Below are 19,955 nucleotides of genomic sequence, written 5' to 3'. Positions count from 1 at the left end.
GAAGCGTGTATACATCCTAGGACTACTTTTCTAATTTCCATTTCAGTAAGTCCCGTAAAAATTCAGGAAGAAAATATTCCTTTTTCTTTTGTGGAAAAACTTCTTTGAAAAAATGTCCGAAGGTAAACATATCTGGTACCGCAAGTGTATAGGTTTGGTTTACGTCTAATTGTTTCCCATTGATATAAATGTCGTTGTTTTCATTAAAGGTAATCCTGTCATATATACTCGCACCCATGACTGTTCCCCTAAAACCAAGCCCGACTACTTGCTGGTCTGCCCAGTCTTCATCCCTTGTTTCAAGCAATACCTTCTTTAATTCACTGCCTGTGAGTTCAATTTTACAAGGATTAATTGGGTGTGGACAAATAGAGAGCACATCATATAATGTCACTTTACTTGGTAAGGGGCCTAATATAAGACCTCCATTAATAAATGCACAATCTGCTTTGCACCATTCTCTTAGTGCTTGGCAAAGGAGCTGTGCAAGCTCAGCCTCTTGAAATGGTTCATGTGGGTGTTCCGTTGGAAGCTTAGTGATTTTTTGATTTAACAATTTCTTTCCTTTTCGGTAGAGTTCTTTAGAAATTACCTTCTCATCTGGTACTGAAGGAAGCTCCATCACATTATATAAACGTGCTTGTTTGCCAATGGGTTTTCTCTCATCAACTTGAATGGAAACATGCCCGACATATCTTCCATGCTTACCTGCCCCGGCAAGCAATGTCTGTCCCTCCAACTTTCCTTCAGGAAGTGTATGGTGAGTATGACCTCCCAGAATGATATCAATCTCTGGAAATTCTCTTGCGATTTGTTCATCATGGTTAAGTCCGAGATGAGAAAGCAGGACAATGATATCTGATTGATCCCTTAGCGTCTGAATCCAGTTTTTCAACTCTTCAATAGGTTCTGTAAGATGCCAGCCTAATAGCTCGTAAAGAAGCGAAAAATAGGCTGTCAATCCAATCACACCAATTCGCGTACCCTTTTCGGTTTGATAAATTTTGTATGGTTTTAGCCACTCTGGATATTGCTTGTTACTGTTATAGAGGTTAGCCAGGACAACATCAAATTTCCTGTTGTCGTATAAATGATTCAGGCTTTCATAAGGGAAGTTAACTCCCTCATTGTTACCAATCGTAACTGCGGTATAGCCGCTTTCATTTAACAACTCAATATTCCCTTTCCCCTGGGTTCCTTCAGAAAGCGGGTGCCACCGGTCAATAAAATCACCTATGTCAAAAAGTAAAAATTCTTCCCCTGCTGCTTCGTGATATTTTCTACGGCTAGTTAAGAAATGCTGAATTCGCGGCCATCGTTTTAAATGGCTATGAAGATCATTTGTATGATATATGTGAATGTATTCCATGCATGGTTCGCATCCTTTAACCAATAATACCTTGATAGATTAATCGTATGCCGACAATTATTAATATGGTTCGTAGTAATAAAACAATTGTTTTGCTTTTTAGCCTTGTGTTTAAATAGACTCCTACCCTTGCACCAATCCATGCCCCAGGAACTAATGCCAATGCAAGCAGCCAATCAACATTTCCTAGAGTAATATGGGTAATGGAGCTAAGTATGGATGTTGGCAAGATCATAAACATCGATGTAGCTGTTGCTACATGGGGAGGAAAGAAAAAGAACAGGATCATGGTCGGCACCATTAGCGATCCACCGCCAACACCTAGAATCCCGGATAGAAAGCCGACAATAAGTGAAATAATAACTCCCATTACAGGGTTAAATCCATATTCAAAGATTTTTCCTGAGTTGTCAGTAAAGCTTCGAACAATTCCTTTATCCTTACGATAAGGAATCGGCTTTAGTTTATCTTTTAATAACAGCACAAATGAAATAAATATGATAAAAATACCGAAAAATAAATTGAATGATTTTAAATCTAATACCTCTGTTACCCACGCTCCTAAGATACTCCCAGGACCACTTCCAATCAAAAAAATCAAGCCACTTTTATAATCCACCGTTTTATGCTTCATATAAGCTAACGTGGAAGAAAGTCCGGTAAAAATCATCGTAAATAGGGAGGTACCCACTGCTGTTTGAGGTGAAATATAACCAAATGTAGACAGAGAGCCTAAAAAGAGCAAGGAAGGAACAATCACGATCCCTCCGCCCAATCCAATCAAACTGCCTAAGGAACTGCCCGCTATCCCTATCAATACTAAAACAATCCACTCCATAATCTTTCTCCTTTTTTTAAAATAAATCCAGTTGTCTAGGAGCAAGGTCCTCATATTTTATATTTAAAAGGTCAATCATCTCTTTCGCGTTATCGGCTGCATCGCCGCCGGAATTGTTGTTAAAAAGAACATAGACATTAGCAGATTCCTTGGCTAATTGCCTAATAATATTTGCCCATTCTTTTAGTTCTTGTTGATTATAACGATAAAGATAGCGAACCTCACGCCAATTTTCAGCCTGACGTTTTTGCCAGCCATGCACGTTTCGTCCATGGAATCTAATCAGAAGTTTTTCAGAATCAATTGCCTCTAATATGGCTGGAATGGAACCCTCGCCTGATTGGGGTTCATCACAAATACTATGTATCCATTTTTCCTCTTTCATAAAATCCAGTGTATGCCGGCGATATCGGGGTGTAAACCAGGATTGGTGCCTGAACTCAAGTGCACAGGGTAGGTCGCCCATTGCATTTTTACACCAACGTAAATATTCAACGTTTTCCCGCTTACAATCGAACCAAGGCGGAAACTGAAATAGGACCATTGCTAATTTGTTTGCTTCTATGTATGGTTCTAGAGATTCTTTGAAAGCCTGAAACATTTCTTGTTTGGTGGCGAATGGAGTTTCACCACGTTGATGACCTGTCATACCCTGGTACGCTTTGACTATGAACTGGAATGAGTCTGTGGTGTCGTTAACCCACTTAACTGCATTTCTTCTTGGTTGAATTGCATAAAAAGCGGTGTCCACCTCAACTGTAGGAAAATGTCCTGCATATTCTTTTAGCTTTTCTCGAGGTAAGGTATGGTCCGGATACAGGCTATCATGATCCCCCCAACCTGTTACACCAATGTAAATCATCCTAAATCACCTCCACCTAATAATAATAGCATAACCTGATTTTCAAGCGTATTTCTGGCGACTAGTTTTATATTTCCTGATCGACCTCATGAGTGACCGTTTTCCTTTATTGAACAGGTTCTATGGGTTCTCATTACTAAAAATCCGCCTGCCATAACGGCAAGCGGATCAATATTATTCGATTGAATTTTCTGGGATGTCTTTCTCATTATCCTAATTTTATCTCAACCGCTTCGATCCGTAACGCTTGCCCTGTGGTACCTGCGACTTCTCCATTTCTCTTCCAATCCGTCCAGCCAATATTTTGCACGTGCACTCTGTATAAAACAGTAAGTTGGTCACTATCTATTCTTATAGCCTCTAACCGTAATCCTTCCCCTATCGTTCCAAAAATTTCACCGTTTGTTCTAACAGTTGTCCAGCCTTTATTTTCAACGTGACCTTCCATTACTAACTGCGCATCCGTATTTTCTAATCTTACAGTTAATGCCTCAAGTCTTAATGACTGTCCTGTAGTCCCAGCTGTTTCTCCGTTTCTCCTAGGTCCTTGCCATCCAATGTTTTCAAGATGCGCTTCATACACAACAGAGGGTTCAGGCGGTCCTGCTAGTGCTGTTACTGGTGTTGGTGTCTGTGCTGGTGCTGCTTTCTTAGTCAAACCGTAAAATTGAACCAATCCATTGACGATACCTTGGGCACATCTTCTTCGGTATTCATCAGATTTAAGCAATGCTAAATCCTCATTATTGGTCATAAACCCACATTCAATTAATAGTGCGTCCATGTTGCTTTCACGTAAGATAGCAAAATCAGCACGCTTTACCCCGCGATTGTTCATACCTGTAATGGTAATTGTATGATCGTGTATCATTCTTGCGAGGTTATCGGTACTTGTAGGTGTATTTAAGTAAATATACGTTTCGATTCCTCTTGCAGAGGCAGCACCCGCATTTGCATGAATACTTACTAGACAATTAACTTGTAGTCGATTTGCTAATGCCGCACGTGAATCGAGACTTGTATCAATGCCATCGTTCAACTCGTGAGAGTAGTATACCTCTACTCCATTATATTGAGAAAGAATGTCTACCACATGTAGAGCTGTTGCCTTATTAAATTCAAATTCGCGCATACTTCCATCTGGAGCGCGTTTTCCAGGCGTGTTAATGTCGTGGCCAGGATCTAACATAATTTTAACCATTACTATCATCTCCCTTACTATAGTAAATGAACTAATATTCACTTTTGTATAGGTCAAAAGGGCAAAAAGTTTCTTGGAAAAGCAGGAAGGAGACAAACTAATTAGTTTGTCTCCTGTAGTGGTTAACCGATTGAACCTTCCATCTCGAACTTGATTAGGCGGTTCATTTCGACTGCGTATTCCATTGGTAATTCTTTCGTAAATGGTTCAATGAAGCCCATTACGATCATTTCTGTTGCTTCTTGTTCTGAAATACCACGGCTCATTAAGTAGAAGAGCTGTTCTTCAGATACTTTTGAAACTTTTGCTTCGTGCTCAAGTGAAATATTATCGTTTAGGATTTCATTGTATGGAATGGTATCAGAAGTAGACTGATTATCCATAATCAATGTATCACATTCAATATTCGCACGAGCGCCATCTGCTTTACGTCCAAAGTGAACAACACCACGATAGGTTACTTTACCGCCATGCTTAGAAATCGATTTTGAAACAATGGTTGAAGATGTGTTAGGAGCTAAGTGAATCATCTTTGCTCCAGCATCCTGGTGCTGACCTTTACCAGCGATGGCAATCGATAATGTCATTCCACGTGCACCTTCGCCTTTAAGAATAACAGCAGGATATTTCATCGTTAATTTAGAACCAATGTTACCATCAATCCATTCCATTGTCGCATTCGCATCACAAACAGCACGCTTTGTAACAAGATTGAAGACATTGTTTGCCCAGTTTTGAATTGTTGTATAGCGGCAATAAGCATCTTTTTTAATAACAATCTCAACAACTGCACTATGAAGTGAGTTTGTAGTATAAACAGGTGCTGTACAGCCTTCTACATAATGGACATGCGCGCCTTCATCCACAATGATTAACGTACGCTCAAATTGTCCCATATTTTCAGAGTTAATTCGGAAATACGCCTGTAATGGAGTATCTACTTTAACTCCCTTTGGAACATATATAAAGGATCCACCTGACCATACCGCAGAGTTTAGTGCTGCAAACTTGTTATCTGTTGGTGGAATCGTTTTTCCAAAGTGTTCACGGAAGATGTCTTCATTCTCTCTTAAAGCAGAATCAGTATCTTTAAAAACGATACCCAAATCTTCAAGTTCTACCTTCATGTTATGGTATACTACCTCAGATTCGTACTGAGCCGATACACCTGCAAGATACTTTTGTTCTGCTTCTGGAATTCCTAGCTTATCAAATGTTGCTTTAATCTCTTCAGGAACTTCATCCCAAGATTTTTCTGATTTCTCAGATGGTTTTACATAATAAGTGATTTCGTCAAAGTTTAAAGAGCCTAAATCTCCGCCCCATTGAGGCATCGGCATTTTATAGAAATGCTCGAGTGATTTCAAACGGAAGTCAAGCATCCACTGTGGTTCGTTTTTTAACTTTGAAATTTCTTCTACAATTTCACTTGTCAAACCACGCTTTGATCGAAATATGGAAACATCCTTATCGGCAAAACCGTATTTATAATCACCGATTTCCGGCATTTTTTTCGCCATCGACCTGTTCCTCCATTCATAAACAAAAAGGGAAAACTCCCTTGTTTGTTCTATTGTTGTTCCTCTTCAGTTAACCCTTTTTCCATTGCCTTCCACGCAAGCGTAGCACATTTGATTCTGGCTGGAAATTTGGAGACCCCTTGAAGTGCTTCAATATCACCAAGGTCAAGATCTTCGTCATAATCCTTGCCTTGAATCATATCGGAGAAAATCTTTGAAAGCTGGATAGCTTCCTCTACTTTTTTTCCTTTTATGGCTTGTGTCATCATTGAAGCAGATGACATAGAAATGGAGCAGCCTTCCCCTTCAAATCGTACATCCTTAACGATTCCATCCTCAACTTTAAATGTTAATTGAATCCGGTCTCCACAAGTAGGGTTGTTCATATTGATAGTATGACTGCCATCCTCTAATAGACCGCGGTTACGCGGTTTTTTATAGTGATCCATAATAACTTGACGGTAAAGTGCATCTAAATTAGAAGACATCGCTGAAATACTCCTTTGTTTTAACAAGTCCTTCAACCAGCTTATCAATATCGTCTTCCGTGTTGTATAAATAAAAGCTTGCACGAGCAGTAGCTGACGCCTTCAGCCATTTCATCAACGGCTGTGCACAGTGATGTCCTGCACGGACAGCAATACCCTCTGCATCAAGAACAGTAGCCACATCATGCGGATGTACATCGCTGATATTAAAAGTCACGAGACCTGCACGTTTTGCTGAGTCCAACGGTCCATAAATGGTCATTCCAGGTACAGAAGACATTTTCTCTAATGCGTATGCAGCAAGTTTATGCTCGTGTTCTGCAATATTATCTAAGCCAATTTCATTTAAAAAGTCGATTGCAGCTCCAAGACCAATGGCGCCGGCAATAATCGGTGTTCCTGCTTCAAACTTCCACGGCAGCTCTTTCCATGTTGATTCTTGTAAGTGAACAAAATCAATCATTTCTCCGCCGAACTCGATTGGTTCCATTTTTTCTAACAAATGCTTCTTCCCATAAAGAACTCCAATACCAGTAGGAGCACACATCTTATGTCCGGAAAAAGCTAAGAAGTCACAGTCTAAATCTTGAACATCAATTTTCATATGAGGCGCACTTTGGGCCCCATCGACTACCATAATCGCTCCATTTTCATGGGCAATTTTCGCAATTTCTTTAACAGGATTAATGACACCAAGTACATTCGATACCTGCATGACAGAAACTACTCGGGTATTAGCTGTAACAGTTGCTTTAACATCTTCAAGTGATATCGTTCCATCTTCTTGAAGCGGGATGTACTTTAATACTGCTCCCGTACGTTTTGCAACCTGCTGCCAAGGAATAATATTACTGTGGTGCTCCATATACGTAATAACAATCTCGTCACCAGCGTTTAAGTTCGCAGCTGCATAGCTGGCTGCAACTGTATTTAAAGAAGTCGTTGTCCCTCTGGTGAAAATAACCTCTTGGGTGGACTTTGCATTAATAAACTTTCGAACCTTTTCCCTTGCTCCCTCGTAGGCGTCTGTTGCACGTGTTCCGAGTGTATGAACACCACGGTGAACATTGGAATTGATTTCTTTATAATATTTTTCAACCGTCTCGATAACTTGAATTGGTTTCTGAGATGTCGCTGAACTATCAAGATAAACAAGTGGTTTTCCATTTACTTCCTGATCTAAAATAGGGAATTGACGACGAATATCATGGATATTCATTATCGTACTTTCCTTTCAATTACCGCAGTTAACTGCTTTTTAACTCCTTCGATTGGAAGCTGGTTTACTACAGGTGCAAGGAACCCATGAATGACCAGGCGTTCTGCTTCTTTTTTCGGAATTCCACGGCTCATTAGATAGTAAAGCTGCACTGGATCAACGCGTCCAACGGAAGCTGCGTGTCCGGCTGTTACATCATCTTCATCGATAAGAAGAATTGGGTTTGCATCTCCACGTGCTTTTTCGCTAAGCATTAGCACACGAGATTCCTGTTCTGCATTCGATTTTGATGCACCATGTAAGATATGACCAATTCCATTAAAAATGGAAGAAGCACTATCCTTCATAACTCCATGCTTTAAAATATAACCTTCAGTGTTTTTACCATAATGAACAACCTTTGTTGTAAAGTTTTGTGTTTGTTCGCCACGTCCTACAACAACTGTTTTGGTATCACCATAAGCACCATCACCAACAAGGTTGGTTGTATTTTCTGAGATGGTATTTCCTTCATTCATTAAACCAAGGGCCCATTCAATTCGAGCGTCTCTGCCCGCAGATCCACGACGATTCACGTAGGTTGTAATGCCCTTCGCAAGAGTATCAACTGCACCATACTGAACTTTGGCACCCGCTTTTGCGATGACTTCTGTCACGATATTAAACACACCATTTGCAGATTCAAGTGTTGACAGATAGTTTTCTACATATGTTACGGAACTATTATCATCTGCAACGACAATTACATGATTGAAAAGGTTTGTATCAGCATGATCATGTAAGTAAATAGAATGGATAGGTTCTTTAATTTCAACATTTTTAGGAATGTATAAGAATGCTCCACCATTAACAAGCGCTGCATGTAAAGCAATCAGACGATGTTCGTCAATCTTAACTGCCTCTGTTAAAAAGTATTTTTGTACTAGTTCGCTATGTTCACGAATGGCTGTAAAGATATCTGTAAAAATAACCCCTTGCCCTTTTAGTTCCTCTGTTAAGGAAATATAGGCAGGTGTCATATTCCGCTGAATATATAAGTTTTTAGCTGCAGCCTCATCACCTATTAACGCTTTTACTTCTTCAGGAAGTTCAGAAAGTGATGTGAAGCTGCTACTTTTTACGGTATGAGTATCAAATTGAGTAAAATTCCACTTATCAATTTTTGTTTTATCCGGTCTTGGCATTGGTAGAGTTTCGCTCAATTCAAACGCTTTTAGACGAAATTCCTCCATCCACGCAGGCTCGTTCATTTCTGTTGAAAACGAACGAACAAAATCTTTATCAAATGATAAATTCGTTTCTGTTGTCATGATTATCCTCCTAACGCTAACTTCTACGCTTCTTGCCCAACTGTTTCATCTTCGATTCCGAGCTCTTGCTTGATCCAGTCATATCCTTCTGCTTCTAAGCGTTGTGCTAGTTCAGGTCCGCCTGATTTTACAACACGGCCCTGCATCATAACGTGCACATAGTCAGGAGTGATATAATTTAAAAGTCGTTGATAGTGAGTAATGACTAAGCAGCCAAAATCTTCTCCACGCATTTGGTTAATACCTTTTGAAACTACCTTTAGGGCATCAATATCTAATCCAGAGTCAATTTCATCTAAAATTGCGATTTTTGGCTCAAGCATCATTAATTGCAGGATTTCATTACGCTTTTTCTCTCCACCAGAAAATCCTTCATTCAGGTACCGTTGTGCCATATCAAGGTCCATCTCAAGGAATTCCATTTGCTTATCCATTTTACGGATAAATTTCATTAAAGAAATTTCATTGCCTTCACCAAGACGGCTATTTACTGCCGAACGTAAGAAGTCAGCATTCGTTACACCATTAATTTCACTTGGATATTGCATAGCTAAAAATAGACCAGCACGTGCGCGTTCATCTACTTCCATTTCAAGGACGTTTTGATCATCTAACATAATCGAACCGCTTGTTACTTCATATTTTGGATGACCCATGATAGCAGATGATAAAGTAGATTTACCTGTACCGTTTGGTCCCATGATTGCGTGAATTTCTCCACCTTTTATTTCAAGGTTTACACCTTTTAAAATTTCTTTTCCATCAATTTCTACATGTAAATCTTTGATCGTTAATGTTGACCCTGCCATATATATACCTCCGCAAAGATAATTTTGTATCTTGTAGCCTAAAACACTTGGCCGCAAAATTCTATTCTCACTTTATTCTCATTACAATATTATAACAAATAGAATCTGTTAGCAACTCATAAACAGTATTAACAATGAAGAACCGCGAAAGAATTTTTATTTTCACTGAACACAAACCAAATGAGAATGAATAGGTGGACAAGATGTGTTTGTACTATAATAAATTCGGAAAATTAAAACTTGTGAACGCTTTATGTATTCACATACGAATAAAATCATAACGTATTTATCTCTATTTTGCCAAGATATGAGCATTATTATTTCCTGCCTATTTTTACCTATCCAATCGGATTCATGTATATATAAAAAAGGAAAACCAGTGAATCTTCCTCACCGGTTTCCTCTTTCTTCCTATTTAATAATATTTTTTAAACTAATTATCCATTTCGAGGTTATTCCCCTGGTATAACAGCACCTTGGTACTTTTCTTGAAGGAATTTATTAATTTCCTCTGATTGTAGAACCTCTACAAGTGTTTTAATTTCTTCGCGATCTTTGTCCTCGGAGCGAACGACAACAAGGTTTGCCGGTACAACATCTTCGCCTTCAAACGCAATTCCATACTTTCCAATGTCAATACCGCCTTCTAATGCGTAGTTCGTATTAATGACGACCGCATCACCTTCACCGCTATCGAAAGAAGAGGCTAATAATTTTGCTTCAATTAGAGTTGAGAAATCAAGGTCCTTTGGATTTTCGATGATATCCTCTACTCTTGCATTCGCTCCAACGCCTTCTTTAAGCTTAATTAATCCTTCTTTTTCAAAAATAGGTAAAATACGTCCATGGTCACTTAGTGAATCACTCATAATAATTTTTGCACCCTTTGGAAGATCATTTAAGCTTTTGTATTTTTTAGAATAAATTCCGATTGGTTCCTTATGAACTCCACCAACACTTACAAAATCAAAATCCTTGTTTTCTTCCATTTGTAGTTCTAAATACCCTGGTGTTTGAAAATAGTTTGCGTCAAGTTCTTTATCCCTTAACGCTACGTTTGGCAGGATATAATCTTGAAAAACTTGCACTTCTAGATCAATGCCTTTTTCCTTTAATAGAGGTTTTGCCGCCTCCAACACTTCCGCATGCGGTACAGCAGATGCTCCAACAACTAACTTTTTGTTTCCTTCTTCTCCTGCGTTATCTGCAGTATCGTTCTTAGAACCACCGCAAGCTGATAGGGCAAGTGCTACTAACGCAATGATAATTAAACTAAATGCTCTTTTCATAATCTAACTCCTCCTGTTATCGTTTATCTGTTTTCTTTGTAAAATAATCTCCAATAAATTGGATGATAAAAACCAAAATTAAAATGGCAATCGTTGCAACTAACGTAACAATTGGTCTATTGCGTTGAAAACCTTCAAGGTAGGCAAAATGACCAAGTCCCCCTGCTCCAATTACCCCAGCCATTGCTGTAAAACTTACTAATGAAATAGCTGTAACCGTAAGCCCTGAAATTAATGCTGGCAAAGATTCCGGTATTAATACTTTAAAAATAATATGACCATGTGTTGCTCCCATTGATTGTGATGCCTCAATAACACCTTTATCAATTTCCCTAAGAGCAATCTCCACCATTCTTGCGTAAAAGGGAGCTGCGCCAATAATTAAGGCAGGCAACGCTGCATTTGCACCAAGCATGGTTCCAACCAATAATTTTGTAAAAGGAATTAATAAAACAATTAAGATAATAAAAGGGATTGATCTAAAAATATTTACGAAGGCGGCAATAATAACATTTACCGTTCTATTTTCCCACAAATTACCTTTTCCCGTTAGAAATAACATCAGACCGAGGACTAATCCTAGGATAAATGTAGTAAACACTGAAATGGAAGTCATATAAAGGGTTTCCAGTGTTGCTTCCCATAACTGATCCCACTTTACCATTTCTATACTAGCCATTACTGATCACCTCCACACCGACTTGTTGTGAGTGAATATAATCAATGGCTCTCTGAATTTCGTCTGCCTGCCCATCTAAGTGAATAAATAATGTACCGTAAGATCCGTTTTGGGTGTGTGAGATTTTTCCTTGTAGAATGTTTACGACAACATCGAAATCCCTGATAAGAGTTGTGATTAACGGCTGTTCTGCTGCCTCTCCGACAAATGAGAGTTGAACCACTTTTCCATACGGATAACGTTCGAGTAAATGTTCGATCGTTTCTTTGGTTTCTTCCGGCTCAGTAACCTGTTGAACAAAACGCTTCGTAATCGGCTGTTGTGGGTTTTTAAACACATCTAACACCTGTCCAAGCTCCACAATTCTTCCACTTTCCATAACCGCTACCCGGTGACAAATTTTACGAATGACATGCATTTCATGTGTGATCAATACAATCGTTAATCCTAGCCTTTTATTGATATCAACTAACAAGTCCAAAATAGAATCGGTAGTTTGTGGGTCTAGGGCTGAAGTTGCTTCATCACAAAGAAGTACTTTTGGATTGTTGGCCAGTGCTCGTGCAATTCCCACACGCTGTTTTTGACCGCCGCTAAGTTGGGAAGGGTAAGCATTTTCTCGACCTTCAAGACCAACTAATTTAATTAATTCATTTACTCTTTTTTGTCTTTCTGCTCCACCTACGCCAGCTATCTCCAAAGGAAATGAGATATTCTCGCTAACCGTTCTTGACCAAAGCAAATTAAAATGCTGAAATATCATACTTATTTCCTGGCGAGCTTTTCGAAGCTCACTGCCTCTAATTTTTGAAATAACACGACCAGCAACGGTAACCGATCCTTCAGTCGGGAGCTCTAGTCCATTAAGCATTCGAATTAGGGTGCTTTTCCCCGCACCACTATATCCGATTACCCCAAAAATTTCCCCTTCTTGTATTTCTAAATTAACATCATCCACTGCCTTCAGCTGCCCCTGCTTAGAAGGGAAAACCTTGCGGACATCTTTTATAGAAATCATTTCATCACCTTCTTTTATCCAATAAAATACGTGTCTTAAATTCGACTGCTCAAATATAGGGTTTGACTGTTTTTAGTAAAACATTCTTATATTAGAAAAATTAAAAAGCCTTTCTGCATAGGCAGAAAGGCATCATAAATAAAGACCTTTCTCCCATCTTCCAAAGCATCCGCTTTGTGTGAATTGGCACCATTTCAATATTACTATTGACGGTTGCCGGGCTTCATCGGGCACATCCCTCCACCACTCTTGATAAGAGTTACAGCAAACTATATTCTATTAACATTCATTAATTTAAAAAATTATTTTAGTACGAAAGTTATCTTAACATGGATAAAAAGTGGTGTCAACGAAATTATCTACAAATTTCGAATAAACTCTTATTAGGCTTTTACTTTTAAAGAAGTAACACCTGTGGCGGTCTCAATCGCTGTTTCCAGGTCTTCTATTAAATCCTCTACATTTTCAATACCAATGGAGAGTCGTATTAAATCCTCAGAAACCCCAGCTGCCTTTAGTCCTTCTGCATCAAGCTGCTGATGAGTAGTGCTGGCAGGATGGATAATTAAGCTTTTTGCATCTCCAACATTCGCTACATGGGCGAAAAGTGTAATCGAATCAATTAATTTTGCTCCAGCTTCTCTCCCGCCTTTGATTCCAAAAACAATCATCGACCCGGCACCTTTAGACAAATACTTGCTGGCAAGTTCATAATCAGGATGAGAAGAGTGACCAGGATAGGATACCCACTCAACGGCAGGATGTTTTACTAAATACTCAACTACTTCCTTCGTATTGGCAATGTGCTCCTTCATCCGAACATGAAGTGTTTCAAGTCCGAGTGTAAATTGAAAAGCGTTTTGTGGACTTAAAGCAGGTCCTAGATCACGTAAAAGTTGTACCCGTGCTTTAATAATATAGGCAACCGCGCCTAAGCTTTTAGCATAAACGAGGTCATGATAGCTTGGATCAGGAGTTGTAAAACCTGGGAATTTAGATGAATTCCAGTCGAACTTACCACCGTCTACAATAATCCCGCCAGTGGTTGTCCCATTCCCTAAAAGCCATTTCGTTGCTGAATGTATAACAATATCTGCCCCATATTCTATTGGTCTGCATAGATAAGGTGTGGCAAAGGTATTATCAATTATTAATGGAACTCCTGCTTCATGTGCAATTTCTGCTACTTTTTCAATATCTAGAACTCTTAATGATGGATTACCAATCGTTTCAGCAAATACAGCTTTTGTTTTTTCATTGATTGCTGAGCGGAAATTTTCTGGATCTTCGGGATCAACAAATTTAACCTTGATTCCATATTTCGGAAGTGTAATGGCAAATAAATTGTATGTTCCCCCATATAAAGTGGAAGCGGAAACAATTTCATCTCCGGCTTCGGCAATATTTAAGATTGCTAGGGTAATCGCTGCCATTCCGCTTGCTACCGCTAGGGCTCCAACTCCCCCTTCCAGCAATGCAACTCTTTCTTCGAAAACAGTTGTTGTCGGGTTGTGAATTCGAGTATATATGTACCCTGTCTCTTTCAAGGCAAATAGATTTGCAGCATGTTCGGTATTTTTAAATTGATAGGCATTGTTTTGGTAAATTGGCACAGCTCGTGCACCTGTTACTGGATCCGGAGCTAATCCACCATGAACACTCAACGTTTCGAAACGATAATTCTTTTGATTTTCACCCATACCTAACACTCCTTCATTTTATGAAATAAACTCTTTAAACCGTTCCTCTGGTTTGGTTAAATAAAAGATTGACTCGATAAGTAAAATCGTACGGATTGGAGCTTTAACTTTTAGCTGTCCGTTTTTCATAAGAATTCTTAACTTTTCTTTCCCTTCTAGCAGACTATAAATGGAATCCTGCTGACCACTAATATCGTAAGTGGCAGCGATGTCATTATCGTCAGCCAGTAAAGAAACCTCTCCACGGTGAAAAACGAGGAAGTTCTCTTGACCTTCGTAAACTAGCCTTATTTTTAGACCATCCAATTTTTCAATCAACTTGAGAACGTGACTGCGCTGCTTAATAGCAGAAAGGAAAATCTGTATTAATTCTTTCATTCTCCATCACTCCGATTTCACTCCATTCTGTTATATATTCAAGTCAATTGATTGTAATACCTTTAAAATCCCATCGACAAATTTCTACTTTTGCTCACAAAAAAACAGACGTATCAGCGTCTGTTTTAAATTAACAATTGTTTAATTTTTTCATATAAGAAAGGAACAGAGTTGAATGCATAAATCATCTCAACTATTTCTCCATCCTTTATGAAAAGCAAGCAGGGAACACTCTCAATTTGAAATTTTTCTGCAAGCTCAGGGTAAAAATTCAGATTCATTTTCCCTATTTTCACATCAACCATATTTTCAATGATCTGGAGCATCCTTGATGCTACCTGACAAGTACCGCATAAAGGTGTATAGAAGTAAATGAGTCCGGATGAATGACTATTTAAGAATGATGATACCTCATCTAGGTTCCATTCGTTCATTTTTAACCCATTTCTAAAAATTCAGAATGAACATCAATATTTGCGCCTAATAGGACAGTGGCTAGATGGTACACTGGTGCAGTGGCTACTTCTCGGTACATCCGGTCTATATAAATATGTTCCGCTTGAGGAAATTCCCTTTTCAATTGTTTGCGAAGTTTCTCACCTGCATCATCTGCATCAACAAGGATATAGACCTCTTTATCTTCGAGGGTATCAATTAATTCATCCAATTTCGCCATGCTGATTGTTCCATTTGTACAGACAATCTCCATTGGTTCCTTCAGGATACTTTTAACCTTTTTCTTATCTGATTTTCCTTCCACAATCAGAACTTTATCACCATACGTGTCATTCATCATTCATCACCTATACGAAAGAGAGTTATTTGTTTGATGTTAACATATTCAACAAATTTAATAACGTGTGAATATGTTAACTATACCACGATTGTCTTTTTGATAATAGGCGTTTGCTTATGATTGCCCTAACACCAGCCACCATCATCACAATCTGTATATTTTGCGTCAGGCTGTTCCGTAACTGTTACATTTTGAAAAATCTTTCTCTGTTCTACTTCAAATCGTTGATCTAATTGAAATGTCATGTCCCCTGGTAACTGTATTTTACCAATGGAGGTGTTATCAAGAAATAATTCAATTTCACCATTTTTCATTTTCCCAATTACTCGATCTGTCACATCAACCTTTTGCTGCTTCAATGTCATACCAGGAGCTCCTTTTAAATAAAGTTTATTCTAGTATCCCCTGGATTTAGAATATACAAGGTGCGAATTTTTCCCATATAAAAAACACCCTGCATAACAAGGTGTTTACTAAAATTAGTCCTCTTTAATCATTTCTTCATATTGTTCTGCAGTCATTAGGTTGTCCATTTCACTGCTATTAGTAGGCTCGATGACAATCATCCATGCTTTTTCATATGGAGATTCATTTACGAATTCAGGGCTGTCACTTAAATCTTCGTTAACAGCAACAACCTTACCGCTTAATGGCGCATATAATTCTGAAACAGTTTTCACGGATTCAACGCTGCCAAATGGCTCATCAGCAGTCACTTCGTCACCAACCTCAGGAAGTTCAACGAAAACGATATCACCTAGCTCAGATTGAGCAAAGTGAGTGATACCTACGCGAACTGTTTCTCCTTCAACCTTTACCCACTCATGTTCTTCAGAATAACGCAATTCCTTTGGTGTAGTCATTAAAAAATCCCTCCATTATTTTCTAATATCATTTATCGATATTGATCGGTACTACCCTAATAACTTTTTGTGCTTACAGCCACATTTTCTCATACTCTTCTTCTTTAAAGCCAACAGTCACTTTTTCTCCATCCGTTACTAATGGTCTTTTGATTAACATCCCATCTGAGGCTAACAGATCTAGCAGCTCATCTTCAGAAGCAGTGGATATTTTATCCTTAATACCCAGTTCACGATACTTTTGCCCGCTTGTATTAAAGAACTTCTTTAACTCAAGGTTGCTCTTTTCGTAGATATCCTGAAGTTCAGCGCGAGTTGGTGGAGTTTCAACAATATGTATTGCATTGTAGGAAAGATGATGTTCATCCAGCCATTTCTTTGCATTTCGGCATGTCCCGCATTTGGGATACCAGTAAAAAGTAAGTGACATCTGTCCACCCTCCTCTAAAACATTCATGTTATTGCACGTCACTTTGATAGTAACATAACAGGAATAAAAGTAAAAACGCATCACTTTAAAATTTCGACTAATTCTGCAAAAATCCTGCTAAACATATAGAAAAACTTCAGGCTCCGCAAAATCCTAGGGAGCCTGAAGTTGATAAATTAAACGATATAGCGTTCAGCTTCAATCAGAACGTCAGCCGCTTCACGTTTCTTACCAATTACATTGATTGGTGTATGGCGAGTTAATTTACGAAGTGCTGATACGAGCATACGGAGAGTATCTCCTTGTTCGGTTGCAACTAGTGTTTCTTTCGCATGCTGTTCAATTTCATTGAAAGCTTCTTGGCAGAATATTTGTGTATAAAGAAGCTTTTGTTTGTTTTTCTCAAGACCTGTCTTGGCGATTGCTTTTTCTGTTCGTAACAGTGCAGATTCCATTGCGTAGGCATTTGAAACAATATCTGCAATATTTGATAAGATTTCTTGTTCTTTATCAAGTGCCTTACCAAATTTTTGAGCGGCTAACCCAGCAGCAAGCAAGCCAATTTTCTTCGCATTGCTTACCAGATGTTTTTCTGCCGCAAGCGGCTCATCACCTGGCTCTTCAGGCATTAACATCATGATTTCTTCTTGGAGCTTAATGGCTTTTTGGAACAATGGAAGTTCTCCTTTAAACGCCTTCTTAATATAGGTGCCTGGCACTAGGAGACGGTTAATTTCATTGGTACCTTCGAAAATACGATTAATACGAGAATCACGGTATGCTCTTTCGATGGTATACTCTTGCATGAAGCCGTATCCACCATGAATTTGAACACCTTCATCTACCACGTAATCTAAAACTTCACTACAGAAAAATTTATTAACAGAGCATTCAATTGCGTATTCAGCAATAGAATTTGCTACTAATTTAATATCCTTTTGCTCTTCTGCTGTTAGTTTGCCTTGATTTTCTTCATACATTCCAATCGTACGATAGACAGAGCTTTCTGCTGCGTAGATTTTGGAAGCCATTGTACCGAATTTTTCTTTTGTTAAATTGAATCGAGAGATTGGTGTGTTAAATTGCTTACGGCCATTTGCATATTTAACGGCCAGCTCAAATGCATTTTTAGATCCGCCTACACCACCAACTGCTAACTTATATCGTCCAATGTTTAAGATATTAAACGCAATGACGTGCCCTTTGCCATATTCCCCTAATAGGTTTTCAACAGGAACAAGTACATCTTCTAAGATAAGAGTACGTGTTGAAGAGCTCTTAATCCCCATTTTCTTCTCTTCGGCACCTGTAGAAACTCCAGGGAAATCTCTTTCCACAATGAATGCCGTAAAGTGTTCGCCATCAATTTTTGTATAGACAACAAATACATCGGCAAAACCAGCATTAGTTATCCACTGTTTTTCACCGTTAAGAATATAGTGGGTACCTGCTGCATTTAATTTGGCTGTTGTTCTTGCACCAAGAGCGTCAGATCCTGAACCTGGCTCCGTTAAAGCGTAGGCCGCAATTTTTTCACCAGAAGCAAGTGCAGGTAAATACTTTTTCTTTTGCTCTTCGTTTCCGAATAAAACGATTGGCAGTGAACCGATACCAACATGTGCGCCATAGGATAATGAGAAACCGCCAGCCTTTGACATTTTTTCTGTTACAAGCGAGGAGGTTACTTTGTCTAAACCTAAACCTTCGTATTCTTCAGGAACATCTGCTGCCAAAAGACCAAGATCACCTGCTTTTTTTAATAATTTTACAGTTCGATCAAATTCATGGTTTTCAAGATGTTCCAGTTGTGGAAGGACTTCTTTTTCAATGAAGTCTTCTGCTGTTTTAGCAATCATTAGTTGCTCTTCGTTAAAGTCCTCGGGTGTTAAAATTCTGTCATAGGAAATATCATCGATTAAAAAGCTTCCGCCTTTGATAATTTTTTCAGTTTGTTGTGCCATTATTGTTTCCCCCTAATTATTTATTAAAGAAGCTCAAATACTCCGGCAGCTCCCATTCCGCCGCCTATACACATGGTTACGACGCCAAATTGCTGCTGACGGCGTTTTAGTTCATGGATAAGGGTTAAGGTGAGTTTTGCACCTGTACATCCTAGTGGATGACCTAGTGCGATGGCACCGCCATTTACATTTACTTTTTCTTCATCTAGATTGAGCTCGCGAATAACTTGAAGTGATTGCGATGCAAATGCTTCGTTTAATTCAAATAGATTGATATCAGATAACTCTAAGCCAGCTAACCTAATAGCTTTCGGAACAGCTACTACTGGACCAACTCCCATAATTTCAGGTGGCACGCCTCCGACTGCAAATGATCTGAATTTAGCCAATGGCTTTAATCCAAGTGATTCTGCCTTTTCACGATCCATAATCATTAAGGCTGCAGCCCCATCACTTGTTTGCGATGCGTTACCTGCTGTAACAGAACCCGTTACCGAAAATGCCGGTCGAAGTTTTGAAAGGGATTGTACGCTTGTATCTGGGCGTACACCTTCATCTTGAGAAAACTGTATAGTTCTCTCGACAAGTTTGTTGTCTTTTCCCACTGAACGGGAGGTAACATTAACGGGAACGATTTCGTCTACAAATTTCCCTTCCTGAATGGCTTTAGCCGCTTTCCGATGACTGCGAACGGCAAATGCGTCCTGGTCTTCACGAGTAATACCATATTTCTTTGCTACTTCTTCTGCGGTATGCCCCATACCCATATAATATTCGGGAGCTGTTTCAGCTAATTTTATATTTGGACGAACAACATGGCCCATCATAGGAATCAGACTCATTGACTCCGCTCCACCAGCAATAGCGGTGTCGGTATGTCCAAGCATAATTCCCTGTGCTGCATAAGCAATCGCCTGCAGTCCGGATGAACAAAAACGATTAATGGTGATGGCAGGTACTGTATGCGGCAGACCAGCTAAGGCACCAATATTACGTGCCATGTTATTCCCCTGCTCCGCTTCTGGCATTGCACAGCCAAAAACTAAATCATCAATATTTCCTTCATAATTTCCGGCACGCTTTAATGTTTCTTTTACGACCAATGCTCCCAAATCATCAGGGCGAACATGTGCAAGCGTTCCTTTTTTCGCTTTACCTACCGGGGTCCGTGCTCCGGCTACGATTACCGCTTCTCTCATTTCGTTCCCTCGCTTTCCTTATATAA

General features: G+C 39.1%; 21 protein-coding genes and 1 riboswitch. All 21 genes read right to left on the bottom strand.

Going from position 1 to position 19,955, the window contains the following annotated elements; translation table 11 throughout:
- Window positions 1–22 precede the first annotated feature (22 nt).
- Window positions 23–1,369 (bottom strand): bifunctional metallophosphatase/5'-nucleotidase, encoded by a 1,347-nt coding sequence (locus ABC255_RS05435; RefSeq protein ID WP_412991897.1) that lies wholly within the window; start codon window positions 1,367–1,369, stop codon window positions 23–25.
- 16 nt (window positions 1,370–1,385) lie between these two features.
- Window positions 1,386–2,207 carry a sulfite exporter TauE/SafE family protein gene (locus ABC255_RS05430; RefSeq protein ID WP_412991895.1) on the bottom strand — a complete coding sequence of 274 codons (822 nt, stop codon included), beginning with the start codon at window positions 2,205–2,207 and terminating at the stop codon, window positions 1,386–1,388.
- A 16-nt stretch (window positions 2,208–2,223) separates the two neighbouring features.
- Window positions 2,224–3,069, bottom strand: coding sequence for a DUF72 domain-containing protein (locus tag ABC255_RS05425; RefSeq protein WP_412991893.1), 846 nt, complete (start codon window positions 3,067–3,069; stop codon window positions 2,224–2,226).
- Between the two features lie 208 nt (window positions 3,070–3,277).
- Entirely contained in the window at window positions 3,278–4,270 is a 993-nt protein-coding gene (locus ABC255_RS05420; protein WP_412991891.1) for an N-acetylmuramoyl-L-alanine amidase, read from the bottom strand.
- Window positions 4,271–4,392: 122 nt separating this feature from the next.
- Entirely contained in the window at window positions 4,393–5,790 is a 1,398-nt protein-coding gene (gene sufB / locus ABC255_RS05415; protein ID WP_412991890.1) for a Fe-S cluster assembly protein SufB, read from the bottom strand.
- Window positions 5,791–5,840: 50 nt separating this feature from the next.
- Complete coding sequence (sufU, locus tag ABC255_RS05410) at window positions 5,841–6,278, bottom strand: Fe-S cluster assembly sulfur transfer protein SufU (RefSeq protein ID WP_412991888.1); 438 nt, start codon at window positions 6,276–6,278, stop codon at window positions 5,841–5,843.
- Entirely contained in the window at window positions 6,268–7,497 is a 1,230-nt protein-coding gene (locus ABC255_RS05405) for a cysteine desulfurase (RefSeq protein ID WP_412991886.1), read from the bottom strand. Before ABC255_RS05405 ends, sufU begins: the two co-directional genes overlap by 11 nt.
- Window positions 7,497–8,807 (bottom strand): Fe-S cluster assembly protein SufD, encoded by a 1,311-nt coding sequence (gene sufD, locus ABC255_RS05400; RefSeq protein ID WP_412991884.1) that lies wholly within the window; start codon window positions 8,805–8,807, stop codon window positions 7,497–7,499. The genes ABC255_RS05405 and sufD overlap by 1 nt, the downstream gene beginning before the upstream one ends.
- 23 nt (window positions 8,808–8,830) lie before the next feature.
- The gene (gene sufC / locus ABC255_RS05395; protein WP_412991882.1) at window positions 8,831–9,616 is read right to left on the bottom strand and encodes a Fe-S cluster assembly ATPase SufC; all 786 of its coding nucleotides are present in this window, start codon (window positions 9,614–9,616) and stop codon (window positions 8,831–8,833) included.
- Window positions 9,617–10,068: 452 nt separating this feature from the next.
- Window positions 10,069–10,905 (bottom strand): MetQ/NlpA family ABC transporter substrate-binding protein, encoded by an 837-nt coding sequence (locus ABC255_RS05390; protein WP_412991880.1) that lies wholly within the window; start codon window positions 10,903–10,905, stop codon window positions 10,069–10,071.
- A 16-nt stretch (window positions 10,906–10,921) separates the two neighbouring features.
- Window positions 10,922–11,584: a methionine ABC transporter permease gene (locus ABC255_RS05385; RefSeq protein ID WP_412991878.1), complete on the bottom strand. Its 663-nt coding sequence runs from the start codon at window positions 11,582–11,584 to the stop codon at window positions 10,922–10,924.
- On the bottom strand, window positions 11,577–12,602 hold the full coding sequence (locus tag ABC255_RS05380; RefSeq protein WP_412991877.1) for a methionine ABC transporter ATP-binding protein: 1,026 nt from the start codon (window positions 12,600–12,602) through the stop codon (window positions 11,577–11,579). Before ABC255_RS05380 ends, ABC255_RS05385 begins: the two co-directional genes overlap by 8 nt.
- A gap of 150 nt (window positions 12,603–12,752) precedes the next feature.
- Window positions 12,753–12,861, bottom strand: a riboswitch (SAM riboswitch).
- 124 nt (window positions 12,862–12,985) lie between these two features.
- Window positions 12,986–14,302: an O-acetylhomoserine aminocarboxypropyltransferase/cysteine synthase family protein gene (locus tag ABC255_RS05375; protein ID WP_412991875.1), complete on the bottom strand. Its 1,317-nt coding sequence runs from the start codon at window positions 14,300–14,302 to the stop codon at window positions 12,986–12,988.
- Window positions 14,303–14,320: 18 nt separating this feature from the next.
- Window positions 14,321–14,680, bottom strand: a complete 360-nt coding sequence (locus ABC255_RS05370; protein WP_412991873.1) for an SCP2 sterol-binding domain-containing protein — start codon at window positions 14,678–14,680, stop codon at window positions 14,321–14,323.
- Window positions 14,681–14,805: 125 nt separating this feature from the next.
- Complete coding sequence (locus tag ABC255_RS05365; protein WP_412991871.1) at window positions 14,806–15,114, bottom strand: thioredoxin family protein; 309 nt, start codon at window positions 15,112–15,114, stop codon at window positions 14,806–14,808.
- A 2-nt stretch (window positions 15,115–15,116) separates the two neighbouring features.
- Window positions 15,117–15,473 carry a toprim domain-containing protein gene (locus ABC255_RS05360; RefSeq protein WP_306076093.1) on the bottom strand — a complete coding sequence of 119 codons (357 nt, stop codon included), beginning with the start codon at window positions 15,471–15,473 and terminating at the stop codon, window positions 15,117–15,119.
- 128 nt (window positions 15,474–15,601) lie between these two features.
- Window positions 15,602–15,841 (bottom strand): YusG family protein, encoded by a 240-nt coding sequence (locus tag ABC255_RS05355; protein WP_335536164.1) that lies wholly within the window; start codon window positions 15,839–15,841, stop codon window positions 15,602–15,604.
- Between the two features lie 114 nt (window positions 15,842–15,955).
- Complete coding sequence (gcvH, locus tag ABC255_RS05350; RefSeq protein WP_412991869.1) at window positions 15,956–16,339, bottom strand: glycine cleavage system protein GcvH; 384 nt, start codon at window positions 16,337–16,339, stop codon at window positions 15,956–15,958.
- Between the two features lie 73 nt (window positions 16,340–16,412).
- Complete coding sequence (locus ABC255_RS05345; RefSeq protein WP_412991868.1) at window positions 16,413–16,769, bottom strand: arsenate reductase family protein; 357 nt, start codon at window positions 16,767–16,769, stop codon at window positions 16,413–16,415.
- A gap of 176 nt (window positions 16,770–16,945) precedes the next feature.
- Window positions 16,946–18,730, bottom strand: a complete 1,785-nt coding sequence (locus ABC255_RS05340) for an acyl-CoA dehydrogenase family protein (protein ID WP_412991867.1) — start codon at window positions 18,728–18,730, stop codon at window positions 16,946–16,948.
- A 23-nt stretch (window positions 18,731–18,753) separates the two neighbouring features.
- Window positions 18,754–19,929, bottom strand: a complete 1,176-nt coding sequence (locus ABC255_RS05335; protein ID WP_412991865.1) for an acetyl-CoA C-acetyltransferase — start codon at window positions 19,927–19,929, stop codon at window positions 18,754–18,756.
- Window positions 19,930–19,955 lie beyond the last annotated feature (26 nt).

The sequence above is a fragment of the Neobacillus canaveralius genome (assembly GCF_047237705.1).
Lineage (GTDB): Bacteria > Bacillota > Bacilli > Bacillales > Cytobacillaceae > Neobacillus > Neobacillus niacini_K.
This window is presented reverse-complemented; position numbering and strand designations above follow the sequence as displayed.

Excerpts from the sequence above, each read along its gene's own strand:
- ABC255_RS05435 (WP_412991897.1), bottom strand. The coding sequence starts at position 1,369 with ATGGAATACATTCACATATATCATACAAATGATCTTCATAGCCATTTA.
- ABC255_RS05430 (WP_412991895.1), bottom strand. The coding sequence starts at position 2,207 with ATGGAGTGGATTGTTTTAGTATTGATAGGGATAGCGGGCAGTTCCTTA.
- ABC255_RS05425 (WP_412991893.1), bottom strand. The coding sequence starts at position 3,069 with ATGATTTACATTGGTGTAACAGGTTGGGGGGATCATGATAGCCTGTAT.
- ABC255_RS05420 (WP_412991891.1), bottom strand. The coding sequence starts at position 4,270 with ATGGTTAAAATTATGTTAGATCCTGGCCACGACATTAACACGCCTGGA.
- sufB (WP_412991890.1), bottom strand. The coding sequence starts at position 5,790 with ATGGCGAAAAAAATGCCGGAAATCGGTGATTATAAATACGGTTTTGCC.
- sufU (WP_412991888.1), bottom strand. The coding sequence starts at position 6,278 with ATGTCTTCTAATTTAGATGCACTTTACCGTCAAGTTATTATGGATCAC.
- ABC255_RS05405 (WP_412991886.1), bottom strand. The coding sequence starts at position 7,497 with ATGAATATCCATGATATTCGTCGTCAATTCCCTATTTTAGATCAGGAA.
- sufD (WP_412991884.1), bottom strand. The coding sequence starts at position 8,807 with ATGACAACAGAAACGAATTTATCATTTGATAAAGATTTTGTTCGTTCG.
- sufC (WP_412991882.1), bottom strand. The coding sequence starts at position 9,616 with ATGGCAGGGTCAACATTAACGATCAAAGATTTACATGTAGAAATTGAT.
- ABC255_RS05390 (WP_412991880.1), bottom strand. The coding sequence starts at position 10,905 with ATGAAAAGAGCATTTAGTTTAATTATCATTGCGTTAGTAGCACTTGCC.
- ABC255_RS05385 (WP_412991878.1), bottom strand. The coding sequence starts at position 11,584 with ATGGCTAGTATAGAAATGGTAAAGTGGGATCAGTTATGGGAAGCAACA.
- ABC255_RS05380 (WP_412991877.1), bottom strand. The coding sequence starts at position 12,602 with ATGATTTCTATAAAAGATGTCCGCAAGGTTTTCCCTTCTAAGCAGGGG.
- ABC255_RS05375 (WP_412991875.1), bottom strand. The coding sequence starts at position 14,302 with ATGGGTGAAAATCAAAAGAATTATCGTTTCGAAACGTTGAGTGTTCAT.
- ABC255_RS05370 (WP_412991873.1), bottom strand. The coding sequence starts at position 14,680 with ATGAAAGAATTAATACAGATTTTCCTTTCTGCTATTAAGCAGCGCAGT.
- ABC255_RS05365 (WP_412991871.1), bottom strand. The coding sequence starts at position 15,114 with ATGAACGAATGGAACCTAGATGAGGTATCATCATTCTTAAATAGTCAT.
- ABC255_RS05360 (WP_306076093.1), bottom strand. The coding sequence starts at position 15,473 with ATGAATGACACGTATGGTGATAAAGTTCTGATTGTGGAAGGAAAATCA.
- ABC255_RS05355 (WP_335536164.1), bottom strand. The coding sequence starts at position 15,841 with ATGACATTGAAGCAGCAAAAGGTTGATGTGACAGATCGAGTAATTGGG.
- gcvH (WP_412991869.1), bottom strand. The coding sequence starts at position 16,339 with ATGACTACACCAAAGGAATTGCGTTATTCTGAAGAACATGAGTGGGTA.
- ABC255_RS05345 (WP_412991868.1), bottom strand. The coding sequence starts at position 16,769 with ATGTCACTTACTTTTTACTGGTATCCCAAATGCGGGACATGCCGAAAT.
- ABC255_RS05340 (WP_412991867.1), bottom strand. The coding sequence starts at position 18,730 with ATGGCACAACAAACTGAAAAAATTATCAAAGGCGGAAGCTTTTTAATC.
- ABC255_RS05335 (WP_412991865.1), bottom strand. The coding sequence starts at position 19,929 with ATGAGAGAAGCGGTAATCGTAGCCGGAGCACGGACCCCGGTAGGTAAA.